This window comes from Streptomyces sp. NPDC001407 (assembly GCF_042895325.1).
Taxonomy (GTDB): Bacteria; Actinomycetota; Actinomycetes; order Streptomycetales; family Streptomycetaceae; genus Streptomyces.
Genome location: NZ_JBIAWF010000003.1, coordinates 95,989 through 112,244, shown reverse-complemented (window position 1 = coordinate 112,244; position 16,256 = coordinate 95,989). Strand labels below are relative to the sequence as shown.

11 protein-coding genes are annotated in these 16,256 nt (G+C 73.1%); 3 read left to right on the top strand and 8 right to left on the bottom strand.

What is annotated here, in order from left to right:
* Window positions 1–42: 42 nt before the first annotated feature.
* Window positions 43–828, top strand: coding sequence for an SDR family oxidoreductase (locus ACFY1P_RS06045; RefSeq protein ID WP_361520331.1), 786 nt, complete (start codon window positions 43–45; stop codon window positions 826–828).
* A gap of 1 nt (window position 829) precedes the next feature.
* On the top strand, window positions 830–1,750 hold the full coding sequence (locus tag ACFY1P_RS06040; RefSeq protein WP_361520328.1) for an SDR family oxidoreductase: 921 nt from the start codon (window positions 830–832) through the stop codon (window positions 1,748–1,750).
* Between the two features lie 41 nt (window positions 1,751–1,791).
* Here the strand turns inward: ACFY1P_RS06040 and ACFY1P_RS06035 are convergent, their stop codons facing one another.
* The 8 genes from ACFY1P_RS06035 to ACFY1P_RS06000 all read right to left on the bottom strand — a co-directional run bounded on the left by ACFY1P_RS06035 (window position 1,792) and on the right by ACFY1P_RS06000 (window position 14,891).
* Window positions 1,792–2,658: an ABC transporter permease gene (locus tag ACFY1P_RS06035; protein ID WP_390749855.1), complete on the bottom strand. Its 867-nt coding sequence runs from the start codon at window positions 2,656–2,658 to the stop codon at window positions 1,792–1,794.
* Complete coding sequence (locus tag ACFY1P_RS06030) at window positions 2,655–5,363, bottom strand: alpha/beta fold hydrolase (protein ID WP_390749854.1); 2,709 nt, start codon at window positions 5,361–5,363, stop codon at window positions 2,655–2,657. Before ACFY1P_RS06030 ends, ACFY1P_RS06035 begins: the two co-directional genes overlap by 4 nt.
* 55 nt (window positions 5,364–5,418) lie before the next feature.
* The gene (locus ACFY1P_RS06025) at window positions 5,419–8,433 is read right to left on the bottom strand and encodes an alpha-mannosidase (protein WP_390749853.1); all 3,015 of its coding nucleotides are present in this window, start codon (window positions 8,431–8,433) and stop codon (window positions 5,419–5,421) included.
* A gap of 26 nt (window positions 8,434–8,459) precedes the next feature.
* Window positions 8,460–10,487: an endo-beta-N-acetylglucosaminidase gene (locus ACFY1P_RS06020; protein WP_390749852.1), complete on the bottom strand. Its 2,028-nt coding sequence runs from the start codon at window positions 10,485–10,487 to the stop codon at window positions 8,460–8,462.
* A gap of 115 nt (window positions 10,488–10,602) precedes the next feature.
* Window positions 10,603–11,841, bottom strand: a complete 1,239-nt coding sequence (locus ACFY1P_RS06015; RefSeq protein ID WP_390749851.1) for a glycosyl hydrolase — start codon at window positions 11,839–11,841, stop codon at window positions 10,603–10,605.
* 28 nt (window positions 11,842–11,869) lie between these two features.
* On the bottom strand, window positions 11,870–12,691 hold the full coding sequence (locus tag ACFY1P_RS06010; protein WP_361520405.1) for a carbohydrate ABC transporter permease: 822 nt from the start codon (window positions 12,689–12,691) through the stop codon (window positions 11,870–11,872).
* Between the two features lie 5 nt (window positions 12,692–12,696).
* Window positions 12,697–13,599, bottom strand: a complete 903-nt coding sequence (locus ACFY1P_RS06005; RefSeq protein ID WP_390750022.1) for a carbohydrate ABC transporter permease — start codon at window positions 13,597–13,599, stop codon at window positions 12,697–12,699.
* Window positions 13,596–14,891: an ABC transporter substrate-binding protein gene (locus ACFY1P_RS06000; RefSeq protein ID WP_390749850.1), complete on the bottom strand. Its 1,296-nt coding sequence runs from the start codon at window positions 14,889–14,891 to the stop codon at window positions 13,596–13,598. The genes ACFY1P_RS06005 and ACFY1P_RS06000 overlap by 4 nt, the downstream gene beginning before the upstream one ends.
* Window positions 14,892–15,064: 173 nt before the next feature.
* Here ACFY1P_RS06000 and ACFY1P_RS05995 point away from each other — a divergent pair, with 173 nt between their 5' ends.
* On the top strand, window positions 15,065–16,102 hold the full coding sequence (locus ACFY1P_RS05995) for a LacI family DNA-binding transcriptional regulator (protein ID WP_361520304.1): 1,038 nt from the start codon (window positions 15,065–15,067) through the stop codon (window positions 16,100–16,102).
* Window positions 16,103–16,256: the final 154 nt, after the last annotated feature.

The following is a 16,256-nucleotide window of genomic DNA, read 5'->3' as shown; positions in this document are numbered from 1 at the left end:
GTGTGAAGGTAGCAGCGGGCAAGCCGACGCGGGAGGTGCGAAATGGGCGGCGCCGAGGGAGAGTCCGACCGGGTCGTCGTCGTGACCGGTGGAACGCGCGGCGTCGGGGCGGGCATCGCGCGGGCGTTCCTGGACACCGGGGCACGGGTGGTCGTCTGCGCCCGCAGGCCGCCGGAACGACCGGTCGCGACGGACCGCGGCAGCGCCCGCTTCCTGCCGGTGGACCTCCGGGACGCGGACGGCGTACGGGCCTTCTTCACCCGGGTCGACGAGACGTACGGACGGCTGGACGTGCTCGTCAACAACGCCGGGGGAACGCCCTTCCAGCCCCTCGGCGAAGGCGCGGACGAACGCCACGCGCGCATCCTCGGCCTCAACCTCCTCGCGCCGCTGACCGCGTCGCTCGCCGCGTACCGCGTCATGCGGCGGCAGCCGGAGGGCGGCTGCGTCCTCATGACCGGCAGCGTCAGCGGCACCCGCCCCTCACCCGGCACCGCGGCCTACGGCGCGGCCAAGGCGGGGCTGGAGAACCTCGCCCGCACCATGGCCGTCGAGTGGGCGCCCGCGATCCGGGTCAACACGCTCGTCCTCGGCATGGTCCGCACCGCCTCGGCACACCTCCACTACGGCGACGAGGACGGCGTCGCCGCCGTCGCCCGGACGGTGCCCGCCGGGCGGCTCGCCGAGCCCGCCGAGATCGGCGCCGCGGCCGTCTTCCTCGCCTCCCCCGACGCCGCCTACATCACGGGCGCGAGCCTGCTCGTCCACGGCGGCGGGGAACGCCCGGCCTTCCTCGACGCCGCGGCCGCCCACCACAAGGAGCGCTGACATGCCCGACCCACCCACCGGAATCTGCGCCGGACAGGTGGCCGTGGTCACCGGTGCCGGCCGCGGCCTCGGCCGCGCGCACGCGCTCGCCCTCGCCGCGGAGGGGGCCCAGGTCGTCGTCAACGACCTGGGAGTGGGGCCCGACGGCCAGGGCGGCTCCGCGGACCCGGCCCGGCACGTCGCCGACGAGATCACCGCGCGTGGAGGCGAAGCGGTCGCGCACCACGGTGACATCGCCACCGCGGACGGCGCCGCGTCCCTCGTCGCGACCGCTCTGGAGACCTACGGGCGGCTCGACGCGCTCGTCAACAACGCCGGTTTCCTGCGCGACCGCATGCTCGTCAACCTCGGCGAGGACGACTGGGACGCGGTCGTACGCGTCCACCTCAAGGGCCACTTCCTGCCGCTCCGGCACGCCGCCGCGCACTGGCGCGCCGAGGCGAAGGCCGGCCGCCGGCCCGCGGCACGCGTCGTCAACACCACCTCCGGGGCAGGGCTGCTGGGCAGCGTGGGACAGGCCAACTACGCGGCCGCCAAGGCCGGGATCGTCGCCCTCACGCTCGTCGCCGCCGCCGAACTCGCCCGCTACGGCGTCCAGGTCAACGCGGTGGCGCCTGCGGCGCGCACACGGATGACCGAGGGCGTGTTCGCGGAGTCGATGGCAGCGCCCGTGGCGGGCTTCGACGCGATGTCCCCCGCCAATGTCTCCCCCCTGGTCGTATGGCTGGCATCCCGGGCCTCCGCCGGGGTCACGGGACGCGTCTTCGAGGCGGAAGGCGGCCGCATCACCGTGATGGAGGGCTGGCAGCCGGGACCCACGGCTGACAAGGGCGCGCTGTGGTCCCCGGGAGAGGCGGGGGAGGCGGTGCGCGGCCTGCTGGCGGACACGCGCCCGCCGGGCCCGGTATACGGAACGGGCTGAATTCGGCCCGTGGGGACGGTGGCGGGGGGCGCCCCCCGCCGCTACGACACCACGTCCTTCCCCCGGAAATGCCGGAACGCGAAAGCGAAGAGCACCAGCGCGTACGACACCGACACCGCCGTGCCCTTGATCATGCCCGACCACTCCAGGTGCGGCTGGAGCGCGTCCGCCCAGGCGAACTGCCAGTGCGCGGGGAGGAAGTCGCGCCAGTGGCCGAGCGCCGTCACCGCGTCCAGGACGTTGCCCACGATGGTCAGGCCCACCGCGCCGCCCACCGCGCCCAGCGGCGCGTCCGTGACGGTCGACAGCCAGAACGCGAGCCCGGCCGTCACCAACTGCCCGACGAAGATGTACGCGACGACGATCGCGAGCCGCTCGGCCGCCGTGCCACTGGGCAGCGCACCGCCCGTCGGGATCTGGAGCGGCCCCCAGCCGTACGCCGCCGTGCCCGCGGCCAGGGCCACCACCGGCAGCAGCACCATCGCGGCCGCGCTGAACCCCAGCGCCACGGCCAGCTTGCTCAGCAGCAGCCGGGCCCGCGGCACCGGCGCGGCCAGCAGATAGCGCAGGGACGACCAGCTCGCCTCGGACGCCACCGCGTCACCGCAGAACAGCGCCACCGGCACCACCAGCAGGAAGCCCGCCGAGACGAACAGACAGGTCGCCGCGAAATTGACGCCGGAGGAGGTCGCGGTGTCGATCAGCGTCACCCTGCCGTCCCGCCCGCTCGGCTGCCCGCCGATCGCGAAGGCCGCGATCAGGACGAACGGCAGCACGGCCAGGACCGCCCCGACCACGAGCGTGCGCCGTCGCCGCAACTGCCGCATCGCCTCCACCCGCAGCGGCAGCGTGTGCCGCGCGCGATAGCCCGGCGCGGCCTCCGGGGCGATGTCCGTCGCCGTGCTCATGCGGAGCCTCCGATCAGGGTCAGGAACGCGTCCTCCAGACGGCGGTGCGGACCCACACGCTCCACCGGGACCTCCAGCCGGACCAGCTCGGCCAGCAGCGCCGCCGCGCTCATCCCGTCGAGCCCCACCAGCAGCCCCTCCTCCGTCCGCACCGCGGACGCCACGCCCGGCAGCGCCGCCACCTTCTCCGCGACGGCCTCCGTCGGCCCGCCCTCGACGCCGACCAGCAGCGTGTCGCCCGAGCCGACGATGTCCGCGACGGGACCGGCCGTGACCAGCCGCCCGCGGTCCATCACCACCAGATGCGTACAGCTCTGCTCGACCTCGGCGAGGAGGTGGCTGGAGACGATGACCGTGCGCCCGGCCGCCGCGTAGCGGATCATCACCTCGCGCATCTCCCGGATCTGCGGCGGGTCGAGGCCGTTGGTCGGCTCGTCCAGGATCAGCAGGTCCGGCAGGCCGAGCATGGCCTGCGCGATCGCGAGCCGCTGCCGCATGCCCTGGGAATACGTCCTTACGGCCCGCTCCAGCGCGGAACCCAGCCCGGCGATCTCCAGGGCCTCCTCGATGTGGGCGTCCCCGGCCGGACGGCCGGTGGCCTGCCAGTACAGATCGAGGTTGGCCCGGCCGGACAGGTGCGGCAGGAAACCGGCGCCCTCGACGAACGCCCCGACGCGGGACAGCACCGGCGCGCCCGGCCGGATGGCGTGACCGAACACCCGCACCTCGCCGCCGTCGGGCCGGATGAGGCCCATGAGCATCCGCAAGGTCGTGGTCTTGCCCGCGCCGTTCGGCCCGAGCAGGCCGAGCACCTGCCCTCGCTCGACCCGGAAGGACAGCTCGCGGACGGCATACCGGTCGGCCGACTTGGCGTACCGCTTGCTCAGGCCGGTGATCTCCAACGGCACCTCGGCGAGCGCCGGATCGGGCGCGGGCACGGCAGTGCGCCGCCGCCCCGTCAGCAGCACGGCGGCCGCGACGACCGCGCCGGCCACCGGCAGTCCCCACGTCCACCACGGCAGCGCGGCCGAGGCGGTCCGCACCTCGGGCGCCGTCGGCACGCTCAGCCCGCCGCCTTCCAGGGCGACGGTGTACGTCGCGGGTTGGCCCGGCGAGGCGTAGGCCAGGTCGGTGGAGGCGAGCACGAGCCGCATCCGGTGCCCGGCCTCGAAGGTGTGGTCGACGGCGGGCAGCCGCAGCTCGACGGCCCTGCCCTCCTTGGCGTCGGTCACCCGCACGGGCGCGACGAGCTGCGAGGGAAGCACCTGCTGCCCGTCGGGCCCCACGTCGTAGACCTTGGCGAAGAGGACCGCCTCCCCGGAGTCCGAGGAGACCTTGGCCTGCACCGTCGGCGCCCCGGTCACCCGGACCCCCTCCGTCAGCCGCGCGGACTCGAAACGGGCGTACTGGCCGGGGAAGTCGAGCGACAGCCCCACCCCCAGCCCCGAGAGCTGCGACACCGCACCGATCCCCGGCACCGCGGAGATCGCCGGAGGCGCGGCACCCGCCGGATTGCCGAACGACTGCGGACGGCCGGTCAGCGGGACCGTACGCGCGTCGTTGCGCAGCCCCGGATAGCGGTCCGCGCTCGCGCCGCGCACCTGCGCCTTGCCGTCGGTGGTGTCGATGCCACCGGTCCTGCTGACGCGGAACGCGGGTCCGGTGCCGGCGCTCTTGTCGTCCTTGAGATAGCGGTCGAACCACGCGCGCGTGCGCTGCTCGACTCGACCGCCCTCGCCCGTGCCGCTGTCGTGCCCGCCCGTGATCCAGTCGACGGAGACGGGCGCGCCGTTGTGGGCGACGGCCCTGGCCGCGGCGTCGGACTGGTCGAGCGGGAACAGCGAGTCACCCTGCCCCTGGACGAGCAGCGTGGGCACCTTGATGCGGTCGGCCACGGCGGACGGGCTGCGGCGCTCCAGCAGTTCACGCGCCTGCGCGTCCGGCTTCCCGGCGACGGCCACCCGCTCGTACATCTCGCACAGGGCCGGCTCGAAGCTTCCGCAGCCGCCCTGCGGTGCGGAGGGCGGGGCCTGGGTCCCCTTGCCCGGTCCGGCCGTGACGGGGCCGCCGGTGGAGCCGGTGGTGAAGAAGATGCCGGCCCACAGCTTCTTGAAGACGTCGTTCGGGAAGAGCGCGTCGGCGAGGTTCCAGTAGGTGATCTGCGGGGCGATCGCGTCGACCCGCTTGTCGTACCCGGCCGCGAGGAGGGCGACCGCACCGCCGTAGGAACCGCCGGCGATCCCGACCCTCGGGTCGCCCGCCTTGTCCAGCTTCACTTCCGGCCGCCCGGCCAGCCAGTCGATGAGCCGGCTCACGTCGGCGACCTCGTGGTCCGGGTCGTTCAGCCCGATCCGGCCGGTGGACCTGCCGAAGCCGCGCGCGGACCACGTCAGCACCGCGTAGCCGTCGCGCGCCAGATCCTCGGCCTGGCCGCGCAGATCCTCCTTGGTGCCCCCAAAACCGTGCGCGAGCAGCACGGCCGGCCTGCGCCCGGTGTCACCGGCCGTGAAGTAGGACATGTCGATCCGGACCTTGTCACCGCCGCCCGGCGAGTCGGGCACGCTCAGGAACCGGTCCTCGCGGTGCACTGAGGGCCCGCCGCCCGTGGCCGAAGCCGCCGTCCAGGTGCCGGCCCCGGCCAGTACGGCACCGACGGCCACGGCGGCGAACAGCCGCCGGCGCCGCCGGGGGAATCGCAGTCTCATGCGGTGATGCTATGCGCAGGCACTGACACCGCATCCGGGCGGGCGGCCGCGGAGGTCAGGCGCGGGCCAGCCGCACGGTCACGATCTCGAAGGGGCGGAACGACAAGGAGACACCGCCCCGCGCCTCGACCGCTCCGAGCGGCCGTTCGAGCAGATCGCACACGGCCGCCGACCCCACCGCGAAGCCCGCCGTCAGCCGGATCCGCGCCCGCCCGCCGCCCGCCTCGTACAGCCGCACCACCACATCACCGCTGCCGTCGTCCGCGAGCTTGACGGCCGACACGACGACGGAGTCGTCCGGGACCGACACCAGCGGCTCCACCGCGCGGGCCCCGGGCACCCGCCGCTCCGGGAGGTTGATCCGGTGTCCCTCCCGCACCGCGTCCCCCAGGGACGCGTTCGGCACCAGCGCGTAACGGAAGCGGTGGGTGCCCTGATCCGTGCGCGGGTCCGGGAAGCGGGGAGCCCGCAGCAGGGAGAGGCGCAGAGTGGTCGTCGTGCCCGTGCCGCCGTCGCGCACGGCGCGCGTCACGTCGTAGCCGTACGTGGAGTCGTTGACGACCGCCACGCCCCAGCCGGGCTCCGCCAGGTGGACGAAGCGGTGCGCGCACGCCTCGAACTTGGCCGCGTCCCAGCTGGTGTTGGTGTGCGTGGGGCGGTAGAGGTGGCCGAACTGGGTCTCCGCCGCCACGCGGTCGGTGTGCACGTCGAGCGGGAACGCCGCCTTGAGGAACTTCTCCGTCTCGTGCCAGTCGACCTGCGTCGTGATGTCCAGCCGCCGCTCGCCCTCCGGCAGGCCGATGACCTGCTCCACCCGTGACGCCCCGAAGGCCCGCGTCACCCGGACCGCGCCGGTGTCCGTGAGCTCCAAGGTCTCGACGTCCGTGAGGTCCGTGACAGTGTTGCGGTAGAAGTGGTCGACGTCCCAGGCGTCCCACATGTTCGGGAAGTCCTGGTGCAGTTGGAGGAGGTTCGCCGCCGCGCCCGGCGCGACCGTCTCGCGGCCGGCCGTCAGGTCGTACGCGGAGACCACCAGCCCCCGCCCGTCGATCACCACCCGCAGCAGCCCGTTGTCGAGCACGAACCCGCCGCCCTCGCCGGGCACCGCCCGCACCGCCGCACCGTCCCCGGGACTCTCGACGGCCGCGCCGAGCGCCGGCACGCCGCCGCGCCCGTGCGGTGCCGCGTTGAAGACCACGCACCCGCCCGCCGAGGCGTCCCCCGCCAGCGCCGCCAGCGCGCCCCCGATGACCGCTTCCAGCTCCGCCGCGACCGCCGCGTACGCAGCCGCCGCCTCCCGGTGCACCCAGGCGATCGACGTGCCGGGCAGGATGTCGTGGAACTGGTGCAGCAGCACCGTCTTCCACAGCCGGTCCAGCGCCTCGTACGGATACGGGAAACCGGTGCGCACGGCCGCCGTAGCCGCCCACAGCTCCGCCTCCCGCAGCAGGTGCTCCGAGCGGCGGTTGCCCTGCTTGGTCCGCGCCTGGCTGGTGAGCGTCGCCCGGTGCAGTTCCAGATACAGCTCGCCCACCCACACGGGGGCGTGGGCGTACTCCGCGTGCGCCTTCTCGAAGAACGCCGACGGCTTCTCGAAGGTGACCCGGGCCGAACCCTCCAGGTCCGCGAGCCGCTTCGCGCGGGCGAGCATCTCGCGCGTCGTCCCCCCGCCACCGTCACCCCAGCCGGTCGGCGCGAGGGACCGCGTCGCGCCGCCCTTCTCCTGGAAGTTGCGGACGGCGTGCGCGACCTCCTTGCCCGACAGCTGCGCGTTGTAGGTGTCGATGGGCGGGAAGTGCGTGAAGACGCGCGTCCCGTCCAGCCCCTCCCACCAGAAGGTGTGGTGCGGGAACTTGTTGGTCCGGCTCCACGAGATCTTCTGCGTCAGGAACCACTTCGCCCCCGCCAGCTTCACCAGCTGCGGCAGCGCGGCCGAATAGCCGAACGTGTCCGGCAGCCACACCTCCTCCGTCTCGATCCCGAACTCCTCCAGGAAGAATCGCTTCCCGTGCACGAACTGCCGCGCCAGCGCCTCCGACCCCGGCATGTTCGTGTCGGACTCCACCCACATGCCGCCCACGGGCACGAACCGGCCCTCCGCGACCGCCTTCTTCACCCGCGCGTAGACCTCCGGCCGGTGCTCCTTGATCCAGGCGAACTGCTGCGCCTGCGACATGGCGTAGACGAAATCCGGCTCGTCCTCCAGCAGCGCCGTCATGTTCGACGTCGTCCGCGCGACCTTGCGCACGGTCTCGCGCAGCGGCCACAGCCACGCCGAGTCGATGTGCGCGTGCCCGACCGCGCTGATCCGGTGGGCCGAGGCGTGGGCGGGCGCGGACAGCACCCCGGCGAGCCGCTCACGGGCCCGCTCCGCCGTGCCGCCCACGTCCTGGAGGTCGACCGCGTCCAGCGCCCGCTCCACGGCGCGCAGGATCTCCCAGCGGCGCGGAGCGTCCACGGGGAGCTCCGCCATCAGCTCGCCCAGCACCTCCAGGTCCAAGACCAGCTCCCACACCGTCCGGTCGAAGACGGCGAGGTCCATCCGCGCCAGCCGGTAGCGCGGCGCGTCGTCCGCCGTCTCCCTGTCGCCCAGTTCGGTCGGCAGGAAGGGGTGGTAGTCCAGGATCACCGGGTTCGACGACGCCTCGATGTGCAGCGTCACCTCCTCACCACCGGCGACCTTCTCTCCGACGCGCACCCACTGGTTGCGGGGGTTGAGCCCCTTCACCGGCGAGCCGTCCGGGCGGTAGACGAGCCCCTCGCACTGGAAGCCCGGCATGTTCTCGTCGAAGCCCAGGTCGAGCAGCGCCTCCACGGTCCGGCCCGCCCACTCCGGCGGCACCGTGCCCGTGACGGTGAACCAGCTCGTCCCCCACGGAGGCCCCCACGGCTCGCCGGTCCGGATCGGCACCCGCTCGGCCGCCAGCCCCTCCGCCACGGGGACGGGCTCGCCCGGCGCGTTCCACACCGAGACGGCCAGCGGCACCGACTCGGGGTGGACGGCGGGCCGGATGCGCTCGTCCAGCACCCGCTTCAGTCGGGCTTCGGTGATGCTGCGGTCGTTGTGCATGGAGTCGGTGTCCTCACGCAGTAGGTCTACCAGCGGAAAGTGACGGACGCGGGTGCCGAGGAGGCGTACAGCTCGTCCACGGCGCGCACTTCGACGCGCGTGGCCGCCTCCGTGGCGGTGCGGCGCAGCGCCGCGACGTAGTAGGCATGCCCACAGGTGCCGCCCAGGAAGCGGCGGCCGCCACCGGGGAGCACCTGGTGGAGCTCGTAATGGCGCACAGGTGCCCTGGCCGCACCCCAGGCCAGCCGGAGCTCCGCCGTGCCGTCGCCGGTCCGGCGGGAGGCGGTCACCCGGACGCGGCCCGGCCGGGCGGGCGCGGGCGGCGCCGTGTCGTGGACCGCGAGGCCGCCGAGCCGCCAGCGGACCGTGCCGCCGTCCGGTGCGGTGAGACGTATCCCCAACGCGTGGACGGTGCCGTGCGGCAGCGCGCCGAGGCGCAGCCGTACGGTCGTCCAGCCGCGGCCGCCCGCCCGCAGCGTGCCCGCGGGCAGGTGGTGGAAGGAGCCCGGCTGCGGTGACACGGCCAGCTCCACCCGCACGGCCGCCGACCCGGGGTCGGTGCGGTGGGCCAGTTCGACGACCGTCGTGCGGGACAGCGGCAGCCGCGCCGCGTACAGCTCGACCGTCGTCGGCCCGGTCGGCGCGCCCTCCACGAGGAGGCTGCTGCCCCCGCGCCAGGCGTCGCTGAAGTCGAAGCCGACGGTGGGCCGGGTGCCCGCCGTGCGGACGACCCAGCGGCGGCCGGGCAGCCGGTCCTGGAGCCCGAGGTGGTTCCAGGCGGCGTCGGAGACGCGCGCGCCCTTCTCGTACCAGCCGGTCCCGTGGCCGGTGTTGAAGGTCGTCGCGAAGGGCAGCGCGGTGAGCGTGGAGCGGTCCGCGACGGACGCGGCGGGCGCGCGCCAGGGCCCGGCCGGCGGCGCGGCGGGGTCGAGGCCCTCGCCGGACCAGAAGCGGTCGTCCCGCGCGTGGAAGGCGGCGGGGGAGCGCCCGCCCGCGGGCAGGCTCGTCCAGGTCCACTCGGGCCGGTAGAAGCCGTACGAGACGGTGTGCGGGCCCTCCGCCGGGACGACCGCGTCCCAGTCGACGGGGGTGTCCCAGCCGCGCGCCTCGACGTCGACGCCCGCCCACAGCGCGTACGGGCTGCGCCCGAGCCGCCGCGCGCGCCCGGCCGACGCCGCGAGCCCGGCGCGGCTCCAGCCGAAGTTGAGGAACATCGAGCCGGCGGCCCGGAAGAACGCGGCGTTGTGGTCGTTGAGTTCGTTCTGCCAGGAGATGTCGCCGGAGACGGCCATCGCGTCGTACCACGTCACCCGCAGCCCCGCCCCGCGCTCCCGCAGATATGCCACGAAGTCCCGCATGGCCGCGCCCAGCCGGGCGTCCCCGCCGCCGGTCTCGGCGTTGAGGAACCAGCCGTCGAAGCCGTACGCCCGCGCGACCTCGATCAGCTTGTCGGCCAGCGGGAAGCGGCCGCCCGCCCCGCGCCGCACCAGGTCCTCCGTCCAGCGCAGCTGCCCGCCGTACGCGGCCGGGGGCAGGAAGACCGTCCCCAGGACGGGCACGCCGTTGCGGTGCGCCGCGTCCACGACGGGTGCGTTGGGGGCGAGGATCAGTCCTTCGTCGGACGAGCCGCCCCAGAAGACCAGCTCGTCGAGGTACGCCCAGTGGGTGAGCGCGTAGTGGTCGGCGGTGTCCGAGCCCTGGGAGGGGTTGCCGGAGGTGTGCGCGAAGGCGGCGAGCGCGCAGACGCGCGCCTGCCCGGCGCGCGCGGTGGCGTTGACGGGCGGGGGAGTGAAGCGCGGGGCGAGCGGCACGGTCGCCTTGTTGAAGGGCAGATCCGCGTCGCTCGCGGGTGTCCAGACGCGGAGGCTGCGCCAGACGACACCGGGCCGGGGAGTGCCGGACGGCAGGCTGTCGGGGAACCAGTACGAGGCGTAGGGCTGGAGCGTGGCTGTGGCTGTGGCTGTGACGGCTGTGGCTGTGCCGGGCAGGGCGAGAGCGGTGACGGATCCGGCGCCGATGGCCAAGGCGTGGCGGCGGGTGGGTTCTTGACGCATGACTCTCCTTGGTCGGTGGGAGCCCGGGCCCTGGGGTGAGCCCGCAGCCGGGCCTCCCGCGCGGCGGAGCCGCACAGTGGACGCGGCCGGGAAGGGGCCGGGCCGGGAGAAGGAACTACCGGGCCTGGGCCACGGTCAAGACCTCGGTGATGCCCCGCGCCGTCAAGTGCTCCGCGTCACCCGCCCATTGGGCCAGGACACAAGCCGGCCGCAGCCCGCGCCCGGCAAGCCGCATCCACGCCTCGAAATACTCCCCGCCCGGCGCGCACACCGCCCGCAGCGGCGCCCCCGAGACATCCCCCGCCTCCACGGCCAGCGCGGTCGACCGTCGCAACGCGGGGCGCACCGCGGCACGGTGCTCACGGGCGAGCCGGGCGAACGTCTCGCCCGCGGGTTTCACCCGCCGGTCGTTGGTGAGCAGCCCGAGCCCGTACTCCAGCTCGGGGAAGTCCGCGAGCGCGCGGTCGACGTCGTGGGAGCACCACCAGGTGATGCCCCACAGGCCGGGGCAGTCCAGGGCATTGGTGACCGTCGCCTCCGTGAAGGCGGCCGCCTGCCCGGCGGTGATGTGCGGGGCGGGCGCCCCGACCTCCTGGAGCCACACCGGCCGGGCCGGGTCCGCGGCCCAGGCCTTGGACAGCTCGACGAGGTACGCCGCGTGGTGTTCGGTGGCCGTGCCGCGCGGGCCGTGCCGTTGCGCGGTGCCGTCGAAGACCCAGGAGTGCACGGCGGTCATGGCGCCAAGGCGGGCCGAGTGGGCGGGGGTGAAGGGGTGCGCGCCGTCGTACCAGGCGGCGTCGTAGGAGGCGTGCAGATGGGTCCGGCCGGGTGCGGCCTTCTCGCAGGCGGCCAGCATCCGGCGCAGCCAGCGTTCCGCCTCGCCGGGCCCGATGCGGTCGGGGTCGGGGTGCGGGTCGCCGGAGAACTGGTTGGTCTCGTTGCCGACCGTCATGCCCAGGAAGTGCGGCCGGCCGGCGAGCGCACCGGCGAGGGTGGCCAGGTACTCCTCCTGCGCGGTGACGACCTCGGGGTCGGTGAAGAGGTTGCGGCGGTGCCAGGTCGTGGTCCAGGAGGGCACGAAGTCGAAGCTGGAGAGGTGGCCCTGGAGACCGTCGACGGCGACGTCGAGCCCGCGCTCGCCCGCCGCGTCCACGAGGCTCACCAGCTGTTCGACGGCGCGCGGGCGGATCAGGGCGCGATTGGGCTGGAAGACGGGCCACAAGGGGAAGACGCGGATGTGGTCCAGGCCGAGGCCGGCGACGGAGTCGAGGTCGGCGCGGATGTCGTCGAGGTCGAAGTCGAGCCAGTGGTGGAACCAGCCGCGGGTGGGGGTGTAGTTCACACCGAAGCGCATGGGGTGTCCCTTCGGGCGGGGAGCGGGGTCAGCCCTTGACGGCGCCTTCGCCGACGCCGCGGAAGAAGTACCGCTGGAGGCAGGCGAACAGCACGATGAGCGGGGCGACGGCGACGATGGTTCCCGCGGCGACCAGCCGGGGGTTCTGCTGGAACGTTCCGTGCAGGTAGTTCAGGCCGACGGTCAGCGTGAAGTGGTCCGAGTCGGAGAGCACGATCAGCGGCCAGAGGAAGTCGTCCCAGGCGCCCATGAAGGAGAAGATCGCGACGACGGCCAGGGTGCCGCGCACGGAGGGCAGGGCGATCCGGTGGAACCGCTGCCAGACGTTCGCCCCGTCGATGACGGCCGCCTCCTCGATCTCGTACGGGAGGTTCGCGAAGGCGTTGCGCATCAGCAGCACATTGAGCGCGCCGACCGAGCCGGGCAGGACGACGGCGGTGAGGGTGTTGTTGAGGTGCAGGTCGCGCATCATGGTGAACTGCGCGATGACGACGGACTCCAGGGGCACGAGCAGTGCCACCACGACGGCGAGCCCGGCGAGCCGCCGGCCGCGGAAGCGCAGCCGGGCCAGGGCGTATCCGGCCAGGGAAGCCCCCACGAGGTTGGTCACCACAGTGGCGAGCGCGACCTTGAGGGAGTTCAGCGCGTAGTCCCAGACCGGAATGATGTCGGCGACACCTGAATAGTTCCTGGTGGTCGGGTGCTCGGGCAGGAAGCCGGGCGGGTAGGTGTAGATGTCCTCGGACGCGCCCTTGAACGAAGTGGACAGCTGCCACAGGAACGGCCCGACGGTGATGCCCAGCACGACGAGCATCAGCAGATAGCGCAGCGCCTTCTCCCAGCCGGACATGCGCGTCACGAGGCGCTCTCCTTCCGGTCGGCGCGGAGCACCAGCAGCATCAGCAGCAGGGCGATCACGAAGACGACGAGGGACAGGGCCGAGGCGTAGCCGACCCGCCCGTTGAGCCCGGTTCCGGTCCGCTGGACGAGCATCACCAGCGTGGTGTCCTGCCCGGCGGGTCCGCCGGTCGGTCCCGCCAGCAGATAGACCTCGGAGAAGACCTTGAAGGCGGCCACCGACGACAGCGCGCCGATCAGCACCATCGTGGAGTGCAGGGCCGGGACGGTGACACTGACGAAGCGCCGCAGGGCACCGGCCCCGTCCACCGCGGCCGCCTCGTGCAGTTCCCGCGGGACGTTCGCGAGCGCCGCGAGATAAATGATCATGTAGTAGCCGAGACCCTTCCACACCGTCAGCGCCATCGCGCTGAACAGCAGCAGCCACTCGTCACCGAGGAAGGCCACGGGACCGGCCCCGAAGAAGCGCAGGATGCCGTTGACGAGCCCGCGGTCGTCCAGCATCCAGGCCCAGATCAGCGACACCACGACGACGGAGGCCACGACCGGGGTGTAGAAGGCGGAGCGGAAGAAGGTCACGCCCGGGAGCCGCTTGTGGACCAGCAGCGCCAGCAGGAGCGGTAGCAGCACGGTGAAGGGCACGACCAGCAGGACGTACAGCCCGCTGTTGCGCAGGGCCACCCAGAACTGGTCGTCGCCCAGCATGTCCTGGAAGTTGCGCAGCCCCACCCAGCCGCCGGGGGTCAGCGTGCGCGCGTCGGTGAACGCCTTCTGGACGGTGGTGAGGAAGGGGTAGAGGTCGAACGCGGCGATCACCCCGAGGCCCGGCAGCAAGAAGAGCCAGGGGCTGGCCGCGCGGTGGGTGCGCACGCGTGCGGAGGGCCGCTTCACGGCCGTCAGCTCTGCTTGAGGAGCTTGTCGCTCTGCGCGACGGCGTCGTCCAGCGCCCGCTGAGGCGACTTCTTGCCCTGGAGGGCCTTGGCGACCTCGTTCTTGAGGACGACCTTCATTTCCTCGCTCAGCACCACCGGCGTGTAATTGACGGCGCCCTTGAGCATTTTCGCCGAGGCCACCCGGACCCGGCCCTCGTCCGTCCCGTCGTCCTCGGTCCAGTAAGAGTCGTCCAGCGAACCCTTGGTGCTGGGGAAGACGGCGACTTTGTGCGCGAAGTCCTCCTGGTTCTTCCGGTCCGTGACGAAGTGGGCGAAGGCGACGGCCGCGGCCTTGTGCTTGCTCTGCTTGCTCACGGCCAGTCCCATCACGTACATGTTCGGCTTGCCCGTGTTGTTCGGGGCGTCGGTGATGCCGAGTTCCTTGTAGAGGCCAGGCGCGTTCTGCTTGAAGGTGTCCAGGTCATGGGCGCTGCCGGGATTCATGGCGACCTTCTGCTCCAGGAACTTCTGCCCCGACTGCTCCGCGGTATTGGTGAGCGCCTGCGCGTCGAGCCCGCCGTGTGCGTACAGCTCCTTGTATTTAGTGAGGAGTTCGACGCCCTTGGGCTCGTTGTAGGTGAATTTCGTGGCGTCGGAGTTCATCAGCCGTACGCCGTAGCGGCCGAAGTCCTCGATGGACGGGGTGCCCGCGAGGGTCGCGGTCTTCCCGCCGGACCGTTTCGCCAGGGCGTCGGCGGTGGCGAACAGCTCGTCGTAGCTCTTCGGCGGCTTCTCCGGATCGAGCCCCGCCTGCCGGAAGAGCGCCTTGTTGTAGAACAGCGGGCCCGTGTTGAGATACCAGGGGAAGGCGTACGAACCGTCCAGGCCCGGAAGCTCATTGCCCTGCCACGCCTCGGGCGTGTATTCGTCCTTGAACTTCGCCGCGGCCTTCTCCCGGTCCAGGTTCAGCAGCAGCCCGGCCTTGGCGAGCGGATAGGACAGGTCGGGCGACACATTCACGACGTCGGGCAGCGTGCCGCCACCGGCGTCGGCGCTGAGCTTCTCGGCGTAGTTGTCGGCGGGCTGGTCGATCCATTTGACCTTGACGCCAGGGTGCTGCTTCTCGAATTCCCCGGTCAGGCCCTCGAAGTAGTCCTTGAACTTGCTGCGCAGATTCCAGGTCTGGAAGGTGATGGCGCCCTCCGCCTTGCCGTCGGCGTCACCGCCGTCCGAACCACCGCCGGAGCCGCAGGCGGTGAGAAACAAGGCGGACGCGAGAAGAGGGACGGCGGCGGCAGCGGTTCTGGGGGAACGGGGCATGGCGCGGCGAACTCCTTCGGTCGGACCGGGAGGTGCGCAACAAAAGCTGCACCCGTGGCGGGGCGAAGTCAATACTTCCGCTGTCGGCTAATGCGCTTTAGCCTGCGGGGAGTTACGGTCACTCAAGCACTTCAGCACGGCCCCGCGCCCCGGCTGCGGGCAGAAGGAGAGCCATGCGCCGCACCCCGGCCCGCCGCCCGACGATGAAGGACGTCGCGCGTCGCGCGGGCGTCTCCGAGAGCGCGGTCTCCTTCGCGCTCAACGGCCGCCCCGGCGTCTCCGACGCCACGCGCGCCCGCGTGCGCAGGGTCGCCGAACAGCTCGGCTGGCAGCCCAGCACCGCCGCCCGTGCCCTGTCCGGCGAGGGGGCGGCCACGGTCGGGCTCGTCCTGGCCAGGCCCGCCCACACTCTGGGCGCCGAGTCCTTCTTCCTCCAACTGGTCTCCGGCATCCAGGAAGTGCTCGCCGGCCACCGCCTCGGCCTGCTCTTCCAGATGGCCGAGGACGTCGACGCCGAGTGCGCGGTCTACCGCCGCTGGTGGGCGGAGCACCGGGTCGACGGACTCCTCGTCGTCGACCCCCGCGCCGACGACCCGCGCCCGGCACTGCTGGACGAACTCGGCCTGCCCGCCGTCGTCATCGGAGCACTCGACGGCGCCATCGGCACCCACGGCGCGATCTCCAACCTCTGGGCCGACGACACCGGCGCCATGGCCTCCATCGTCGGCCACCTCCATGCCCTCGGCCACCGCCGAGTTACCCACGTCGCGGGGCTGCCCGAACTCGCCCACACCCGGCGCAGGATGGCCTGCCTGCGCGCCGAGGCCGAGCGGCGCGGCCTGGCCGACGTCACCTCGGTCACCACCGACTACTCCGACGCCCAGGGCGCCGAGGCCACACGCCGGCTGCTGTCCGGGCCGCGGCCGCCCACCGCCGTCGTCTACGACAACGACGTCATGGCCGTCGCGGGCCTCGCCGTCGCAGCGGAGCTCGGAGTCTCCGTACCCGCCGAACTGTCCATCGTGGCCTGGGAGGACTCCGTCCTGTGCCGCAGCACGCACCCGCCCCTGACGGCGCTGACGCGCGACACCCCCGCCTTCGGCCGCGAGGCGGCCCGCCTCCTGACCGAACTCCTGACGGGAGCCCCGCCCGCCCGGGTGCGGGCGGCCACCCCACGCCTGACGGCCCGCGAATCGACGAGCCGGGCGTAGCCGCGCCACGGGCCGCGGGCCCGCCGACGGGAAGGGCGGGCCGCGACCGTCGGCGGGGAGAGCGGGGAGAGCGGGGAGAGCGGGGAGAGCGGGAAGAGCGGGGAGAGCGGGAAGAGCAGGCAGGGCAGGCAGCGCGGGCAGGGCAGGCAGGCCA

What these genes read in the sequence shown, in the direction of transcription:
- ACFY1P_RS06045 (WP_361520331.1), top strand. Translation starts at nt 43, where the DNA reads ATGGGCGGCGCCGAGGGAGAGTCCGACCGGGTCGTCGTCGTGACCGGT.
- ACFY1P_RS06040 (WP_361520328.1), top strand. Translation starts at nt 830, where the DNA reads ATGCCCGACCCACCCACCGGAATCTGCGCCGGACAGGTGGCCGTGGTC.
- ACFY1P_RS06035 (WP_390749855.1), bottom strand. Translation starts at nt 2,658, where the DNA reads ATGAGCACGGCGACGGACATCGCCCCGGAGGCCGCGCCGGGCTATCGC.
- ACFY1P_RS06030 (WP_390749854.1), bottom strand. Translation starts at nt 5,363, where the DNA reads ATGAGACTGCGATTCCCCCGGCGGCGCCGGCGGCTGTTCGCCGCCGTG.
- ACFY1P_RS06025 (WP_390749853.1), bottom strand. Translation starts at nt 8,433, where the DNA reads ATGCACAACGACCGCAGCATCACCGAAGCCCGACTGAAGCGGGTGCTG.
- ACFY1P_RS06020 (WP_390749852.1), bottom strand. Translation starts at nt 10,487, where the DNA reads ATGCGTCAAGAACCCACCCGCCGCCACGCCTTGGCCATCGGCGCCGGA.
- ACFY1P_RS06015 (WP_390749851.1), bottom strand. Translation starts at nt 11,841, where the DNA reads ATGCGCTTCGGTGTGAACTACACCCCCACCCGCGGCTGGTTCCACCAC.
- ACFY1P_RS06010 (WP_361520405.1), bottom strand. Translation starts at nt 12,691, where the DNA reads ATGTCCGGCTGGGAGAAGGCGCTGCGCTATCTGCTGATGCTCGTCGTG.
- ACFY1P_RS06000 (WP_390749850.1), bottom strand. Translation starts at nt 14,891, where the DNA reads ATGCCCCGTTCCCCCAGAACCGCTGCCGCCGCCGTCCCTCTTCTCGCG.
- ACFY1P_RS05995 (WP_361520304.1), top strand. Translation starts at nt 15,065, where the DNA reads ATGCGCCGCACCCCGGCCCGCCGCCCGACGATGAAGGACGTCGCGCGT.